The organism is Streptococcus sp. CL8.13 (genome assembly GCF_049737895.1).
In genome coordinates this window covers 1-6,945 of the sequence record NZ_JBKOTT010000043.1, presented here as the reverse complement: position 1 = coordinate 6,945, position 6,945 = coordinate 1, and the positions used below count along the sequence as shown (strand labels likewise).

The following is a 6,945-nucleotide window of genomic DNA, read 5'->3' as shown; positions in this document are numbered from 1 at the left end:
GACTTGACGAACATAACCAGCTCGCAACATAAGAGCATGGCTGATAACTTGAGCATCGCTTGGCATTTCGCGAAGCGTTGGGATAGGCATTTTACTTTGTTTCATAATATTCCTCGATTATCTAAAAAAGAGTCGCATAATGTCATTCCAGGTCACAGCAATCATCAAGACAACCATGATGACCACTCCGGCCAAGGTGACATAGGTTTCAATTTCTTGTTTTAATGGTTTGCGGCGAATGGCTTCTAGGATATTGAGCACAATCTTACCACCATCCAGGGCTGGAATCGGAATAAGATTAAAAATCCCAATATTGATGGAAATTATTGCCAAGAAGTACAAGACATTCTCAATTCCATTTTTAGCAGCATCACTACTTGCCTTAAAGATGGCAACAGGTCCACCTAGCTTGTTCAAATCCGGTTGGAAAATCAGATTTTTCAGTTCTGAGAGAATTCGGAGGGCCGAGTCAGCAGCAGTTGTAAAACCACCTACAAACATAGATACAAAATCTGACTTAATCCCCGGTTGAACACCTAGAAGGTAACGGCCTTGACTTTCTTCCGGACTAACAGTGACTTGTTTGTCACTACCATTTTCAGAAATAGTCACATCCAAGATCGGGGCCGTCTTATCTTTGGTTTCTGATTCCACAGCCTGAATCAAACTTTCCCAGTTGCTAACCTCATGTGAGCCAATTTTGGTAATTTGTGCCGTTTCTGGTACTCCCACCTTAGCCAAGGCCCCTTGGGGCATAATATGGAACTGGTTGGTATCGACATCTCTGACACCACCCTGCATAAAGATTAAAATCCAGAAAGCAACAACCCCTAAGATAAAGTTGTTCATAGGGCCTGCAAAATTAGTAATGAGTTTCCCCCAGATAGTCGCATTTTGATATTGAACATCTAAAGGTGCAATCCGAACCTCAGTACCGTCTGCTTCCACAACCGTTGCATCGTGATCCACTGCAAATGTTTTTTCTTCTTCCAGAACCAGTCCTTTGATAAAGAGCTTGTCTTCAAAGTCAAATTGGGTCACCTGCATAGGAAGAGCTGTTTGATCCAATTTTTTACCTGAGAGATTGATGCGTTTAACCTTACCGTCGTCAGTAAGTGTCAAACTGACAGGAGTACCTGTCTTAATTTCAGTCGTATCATCACCCCAACCGGCCATGCGAACATAGCCGCCCAGAGGCAAGATCCGAATGGTATAGGCCGTTCCGTCCTTGCCAATATGAGCAAAGATTTTGGGTCCCATGCCAATGGCAAATTCACGCACTAGAATCCCTGATTTTTTTGCAAAGTAGAAGTGGCCGAACTCGTGCACCACCACAATAATCCCGAAAACCAGAATAAAGGTTAAAATTCCGAGCATAGTATTTCCTCCGTCTTTTGATTAAAAGAGTCCAAACAAGTGCATGATTGGAAATACAAGCAACATACTATCAAAACGATCCAAAACACCACCATGTCCAGGGATAAATTTCCCAGAATCCTTGACACCAAAGTGACGCTTGATCGAACTTTCTAGTAAATCACCAAATTGTCCAGCAATGCTAAAGAAAATAGCAAAGACGGACATCTTGTAAATTCCATACGGAAGAGCAACTGTTCTGTCAAACATCATAAAGATGATGGTTACTAAAATCGCACCTAAAATACCACCCAAGGCACCCTCAAAGGTTTTATTTGGAGAAACTGTCGGAGCTAGTTTTCGTTTACCATAGTTCATCCCAACAAGATAGGCACCACTGTCTGTTGCCCAAACAATACACAAGGCTAATAGTGCCTTATCTAAACCTGCAATTCTAGCATCTAATAGAGCATTAAAACCAAACCCCACATAGAAACTCATAGCAAGCGGGAAAACAGCATCCTCAATCGTATAGGACTTGCTAAAAACGGTCGTTCCTAACATGATTGAAATCAAAACACTATAGGCAACCACATTCCCATCAACTGGTAAAAAAGTCAGGTAATTCTCCAAGGGAATGGTCAAAGCAAAGGTTGCAAAGAGGGTCAAGAGGCCCTCCATCGTCATGGTCTCTAGACCTCTCATCTTCAAAAGTTCATGCATGGCTAGCATGGCTATGATTCCAATTGCTATCTGAAGCAAGAGTCCCCCAATCATCAAAATCGGTAGGAAAATAGCCAGGGCAATCCCTGCAAACAAGGTTCTTTTCTGTAAATCCTGTGTCATATTACCTCCTAAACTCCTCCAAATCGGCGGTGACGACGATTGTAGGCAAGAATGGCTTCCTGCAAGGCTACCTCGTCAAAATCAGGCCATAAGGTATCCGTAAAATAGAGCTCACTGTAGGCTCCCTGCCATGGAAGGAAATTGCTCAAGCGCAATTCTCCACTAGTCCGAATAATCAAGTCTGGGTCTCGTAACTCCTTAGGTAAATGCTGGGTAAAAAGATAATTACCAATCAATTCCTCTGTGATGTCACCTGGGTTGATTTTGGCATCTAAAACATCCTGAGAAATCAACTTAAGAGCCTGTGTAATCTCAGCACGTCCACCATAGTTGAGGGCAAAATTAAGAATTAATCCTGTGTTGTTCTTAGTTAATTCCTCAGCCTTGGTCAGAGCTTCAAAAGTTTGCTTAGGCAGGCGGTCTGTCTCCCCAATCATTTGAATCTTAACATTATTCGCATGCAATTCTGGGACATAATTATCATAAAACTCTACTGGCAAGTTCATGATAAACTTGACTTCCTGATCTGGACGGGTCCAATTTTCCGTAGAAAAAGCATAGACCGTAATAACCTTGACGCCTAGTTTGTTGGCTGCCTTGGTCACAGTTTGCAATGCTTCCATGCCCGCCTTGTGTCCGAAGACTCGCGGTTGCATACGTTTTTTAGCCCAACGGCCATTCCCATCCATGATGATGCCGATATGAGCAGGAACCTGTGTCGGAACTTCTACTTCCACAGCCTTATCTTTCTTAAAAAATCCAAACATGATCTTATTCCTATTCAAAAATCTATCGTTTCATTATACCATATTTCCCTATTTTCTTCTATCACTAAGCTATTTATACTCTTCGAAAATCTCTTCAAACTACGTCAGCTCTATCTGCAACCTCAAAACAGTGTTTTGAGCAACCTGCGGTTATCTTCCTAGTTTGCTCTTTGATTTTCATTGAGTATTATTCTCAGGCACAAAGCCCATTTTTCAAAAAAATAAGCCGCCTGATTGGGCGACTTTATTTTTTATAGGGAGATTATTATGAAAAAGTTTTAGGAGTTTAAGTTAAGGTCTTCTTAACTTATGAACTTAGTATACACTCCCTAGCTTAAAGTTTCCTTAAGTATTTTTAAAAATCAAATTTTTCCATTTTTCCTGCCAATTTTTCTTGGATAATCGTGTTTGATAGAGCTTCATTCGATCTTCATTCTCTAAAAAATGAGGAGTTGGACGAACTTGAAAATTCAAAATATCCTCGAGACCATATGGAGTAAAGAGTTCAAAAGCAGATTCTTCATTCAAGCGTAGTCCAACAGCCGTACACCGTTCTGGATACTTACTCATAGCATCACGAGAGCTAGTATAGGGTGCAGTGTGAGGGTTGTGCAGGTGCATATAGACCTGATTTTTCAATTCCCATTGGTACTGAGGAAAGTCCTCTCGCAGTTTGTTCTCTAGGGACAAGGTTTCCTCATAAGAAATATCTGGATCAAAGAAAATCACATCTACATCTGTTTCACAGTCAAAAGGGGATTTGGCTGACAAGAGATTCCAGATAAAATTTCTGACAGCTCCTGCTGCCAACCACGAGTCTTTCAGACCAAGGTTTCGGATGATGGTCAGAATAGCCATCATATCCGGATTTTCTCTAAAAGCCTCTAGAATTTCTTGCTCATTTTTCATTGTATTCATAACCTAAGTGCTCATACGCCTTAGCAGTCGCCACCCGTCCAGAACGTGTCCGCATGATAAAACCTTTCTGGATGAGGTAGGGTTCATACATGTCCTCCACCGTCTCACGCTCCTCTGCTATGTTAACAGAAAGAGTTCCTAAACCAACAGGACCACCACCGTACATCTCAATCATGGTGCGAAGGATTTTTTGATCCACATAGTCTAGACCTTCATGGTCAACATCCAGCATGGTCAAAGCCTTATCCGTAATAACATCATCGATAACACCATCCCCCATAATCTGGGCAAAATCGCGCACGCGCTTGAGGAGACGATTGGCAATACGAGGGGTTCCTCGACTACGCAAGGCCAGCTCGGATGCTGCCTCATGAGTGATTTCCATCTCAAAAATATCTGCCGTCCGCTCAACAATTTCCGTCAAGTCAGCATGGGCATAATACTCCATGTGACCTGTAATTCCAAAACGTGCCCGTAGCGGATTTGAGAGCATACCAGCCCGAGTCGTCGCACCAATCAAAGTGAAAGGTGGCAACTCCAAATGAACACTGCGACTGCCTTCACCAGCCCCAATCATGATGTCAATGTAAAAGTCCTCCATCGCACTATAAAGCACCTCTTCCACTGACATGGGCAAACGATGAATCTCGTCTATAAAGAGGACATCCCCAGGCTCTAAATCATTCAAAATCGCTACCAGATCACCTGCTTTTTCAATGACAGGCCCAGACGTCTGCTTTAGATTTACACCCAGTTCATTGGCAATAACAAAAGCCATGGTCGTTTTTCCTAAGCCTGGAGGGCCAAATAAGAGCACATGATCCAGCGCTTCATCCCGCATTTTGGCAGCTTCTATAAAGATTTGAAGCTGGTCCTTGACCTTATCCTGCCCAATATATTCACGTAAATACTGAGGACGGAGCGTGCGTTCTACTGACTCCTCATCCCCCATTATCTCATTATCTAAAATTCTACTCATGGCTCTATTATATCAAAAATCCAAGCCACAAACAAAAAAGCCACCCGATTGGGTGACTCCTGAGTTTAGCACTTATGTGGTATAATATTATACGGCACTTCTACACCGCCTACGAAAGGAGGTGAGATAGCCCATGATGGAATTAGTACTCAAAACTATCATCGGACCAATTGTGGTCGGTGTCGTTCTTAGATTAGTCGATAAATGGCTAAACGAGGACAAATAGTGTCAAAAAGACCCCAAGCTTATTTGGTCGTGAGCTTGGGGTCTCTTCTAGCCTATGATATAGAACTAGTACTCAATTCCTTTTTATTATCCCACAGTTCACAAATTTTGTCAAAGATTTATATCCTCGGCTTTTCAAGCTTTAACATCTGTACAACAATATGATGACTCACTCCTTGACAACCAAGAGCATTATTACAGTATTTCCAGTCCTTCAATTAACAGTCACTTAAATTCAAAGTGAGGTTGAACTTGCTGAAGCGACAACAGACCTATTTCTTAGTCATATTCGCTAAAAAGATTCCCGCCAATTCCCCGACCAAAATCAGAAAAATACCGAAAAATATCGAAAAATGATTTTTAAAATAGTCCCCAAAAGCCTGAAATAGAGCCAAAAAAACTCCACCTGATTGGGTGGAGTTAAGGGAGATTATTATGAAAAAGAAAAGTTTAGGATTTTATTAAATAAAGTTAGGAGGTCTTTATTTAATAACTATATGATACAAGACGAAGCTTAAAACTAGCTTAACTTTTCTCAAATTTTACTGTTTTGCAAAAAATTTCTATCACCAGCACCTTACCACGCAAAAAAGCCACCTGATTGGGTGACTTCATTAGGAGATTATGATGAAAAAAGTTTTAGGATTTCATTAAATAAAGTTAGGAGGTCTTTATTTAATGACTATATAATACTAGACCATCCTTAAACTTTGCTTAAGAACAAACAAGTTTTATTATTTTTCTCTGTCTACCCAAATCATTCCTGTGCAATCATAAGTAGATAAGGTTTCAAAGCCCAAGGAACGATAAAATCCCAAATTTTTCTCTGTTTGGTCTGTCACCAGTTGAACTTGATAGGCATCTTTGTAATCCCCTAAAGCCTCTTTCACCAAGGCTCTACCAATTCCTTGGCGCTGATAAGTAGGCAAAACAATCAAATCCTGTACAAACACTGATGAAAAACCATCTCCAACCAAACGAATCAAGCCCACCACAGCATCACCATCAAGTGCCAGATAAATTACTAATGAGTGAGACAAGGCCTGCTCCAACATCTGAGGTTGATTTGTATAATTTGTCCAGCCGACAGCCTGATAAAGATGCAAAACATCCTCGAGCTTGACAATTTCTTGCTTTCTAATCGTTATCATGTCAACACCTCTTAGAGTTCTCTCAGGCTCTTGTACTGTCTTCCATTTTTATCAAAGTTCTCAGGAGACAACCATGTTTCCAAACGAGATTTGACTTGAGGCCAGTCCTTATCAATCATAGACAACCAATCCGTATCCCTCGTACGCCCCTTATAAACCACTGCCTGACGGAAGGTTCCTTCATAAATAAAGCCCAAACGTTCCGCTGCTCGTCTTGATGGCAAGTTAAGAGCATCGCATTTCCACTCATAGCGACGATAGTGAAGTTCTTCAAAAACATAGCAAGCCAAGAGATACTGAGCTTCGGTTCCAATCCGTGTCCCCTTGAGCTCTGGAGAAAAAGTGACAGCTCCCACTTCTATTACTCGGTTATTCTGGTCAATGCGCATGAGAGAAAAAGTTCCCAAAGCCTTACCAGTCTCCTTGTCTATGATGGCATAGTAAAAACGATCCTTACGAGCCAACATCTGATTTAAAAGGGTAACCAGATCCTCTATATCTGCCACTGGTTCCTGAAAGAGGTAGGTCCACATCTCCCGAGGAGCATCCGGACCATAAACAGCTAGCAAATCCTCCGCATGCTTTTCCACGGAAAGAGCCTCTATCCTAGCATAATGCCCTTCTAAGAAATCAATAGAAGGTAATTTACCCGACGTGTGACCAACTACAGACTCACCAATCATCTGACCATATTCGTTTACTG

Annotated in this window: 8 protein-coding genes; 1 reads left to right on the top strand and 7 read right to left on the bottom strand. The window is 41.6% G+C overall.

Annotation, left to right across the window (positions count from 1 at the left end):
* Positions 1-117 precede the first annotated feature (117 nt).
* From rseP to ruvB, 5 genes are all read right to left on the bottom strand, one after another.
* The gene (rseP, locus tag ACLNCN_RS02440; protein ID WP_424844547.1) at positions 118-1,377 is read right to left on the bottom strand and encodes an RIP metalloprotease RseP; all 1,260 of its coding nucleotides are present in this window, start codon (positions 1,375-1,377) and stop codon (positions 118-120) included.
* Between the two features lie 21 nt (positions 1,378-1,398).
* Entirely contained in the window at positions 1,399-2,202 is an 804-nt protein-coding gene (locus ACLNCN_RS02435) for a phosphatidate cytidylyltransferase (protein WP_000189852.1), read from the bottom strand.
* 8 nt (positions 2,203-2,210) lie between these two features.
* Positions 2,211-2,969 (bottom strand): isoprenyl transferase, encoded by a 759-nt coding sequence (locus ACLNCN_RS02430; RefSeq protein ID WP_084930180.1) that lies wholly within the window; start codon positions 2,967-2,969, stop codon positions 2,211-2,213.
* A 345-nt stretch (positions 2,970-3,314) separates the two neighbouring features.
* A complete protein-coding gene (locus ACLNCN_RS02425) occupies positions 3,315-3,887 on the bottom strand; it encodes a nucleotidyltransferase family protein (protein WP_424844546.1) in 573 nt (190 codons plus the stop codon).
* The gene (gene ruvB / locus ACLNCN_RS02420; RefSeq protein ID WP_424844545.1) at positions 3,868-4,866 is read right to left on the bottom strand and encodes a Holliday junction branch migration DNA helicase RuvB; all 999 of its coding nucleotides are present in this window, start codon (positions 4,864-4,866) and stop codon (positions 3,868-3,870) included. Before ruvB ends, ACLNCN_RS02425 begins: the two co-directional genes overlap by 20 nt.
* A gap of 133 nt (positions 4,867-4,999) precedes the next feature.
* Between ruvB and ACLNCN_RS02415 the strand changes: the two genes are divergently transcribed.
* On the top strand, positions 5,000-5,092 hold the full coding sequence (locus ACLNCN_RS02415; RefSeq protein ID WP_101782132.1) for a type I toxin-antitoxin system Fst family toxin: 93 nt from the start codon (positions 5,000-5,002) through the stop codon (positions 5,090-5,092).
* 733 nt (positions 5,093-5,825) lie between these two features.
* Here the strand turns inward: ACLNCN_RS02415 and ACLNCN_RS02410 are convergent.
* Positions 5,826-6,242: a GNAT family N-acetyltransferase gene (locus ACLNCN_RS02410; RefSeq protein WP_424844544.1), complete on the bottom strand. Its 417-nt coding sequence runs from the start codon at positions 6,240-6,242 to the stop codon at positions 5,826-5,828.
* Between the two features lie 11 nt (positions 6,243-6,253).
* A partial coding sequence (locus ACLNCN_RS02405) for a GNAT family N-acetyltransferase (RefSeq protein WP_424844543.1) occupies positions 6,254-6,945 on the bottom strand: 692 nt, incomplete at its 5' end.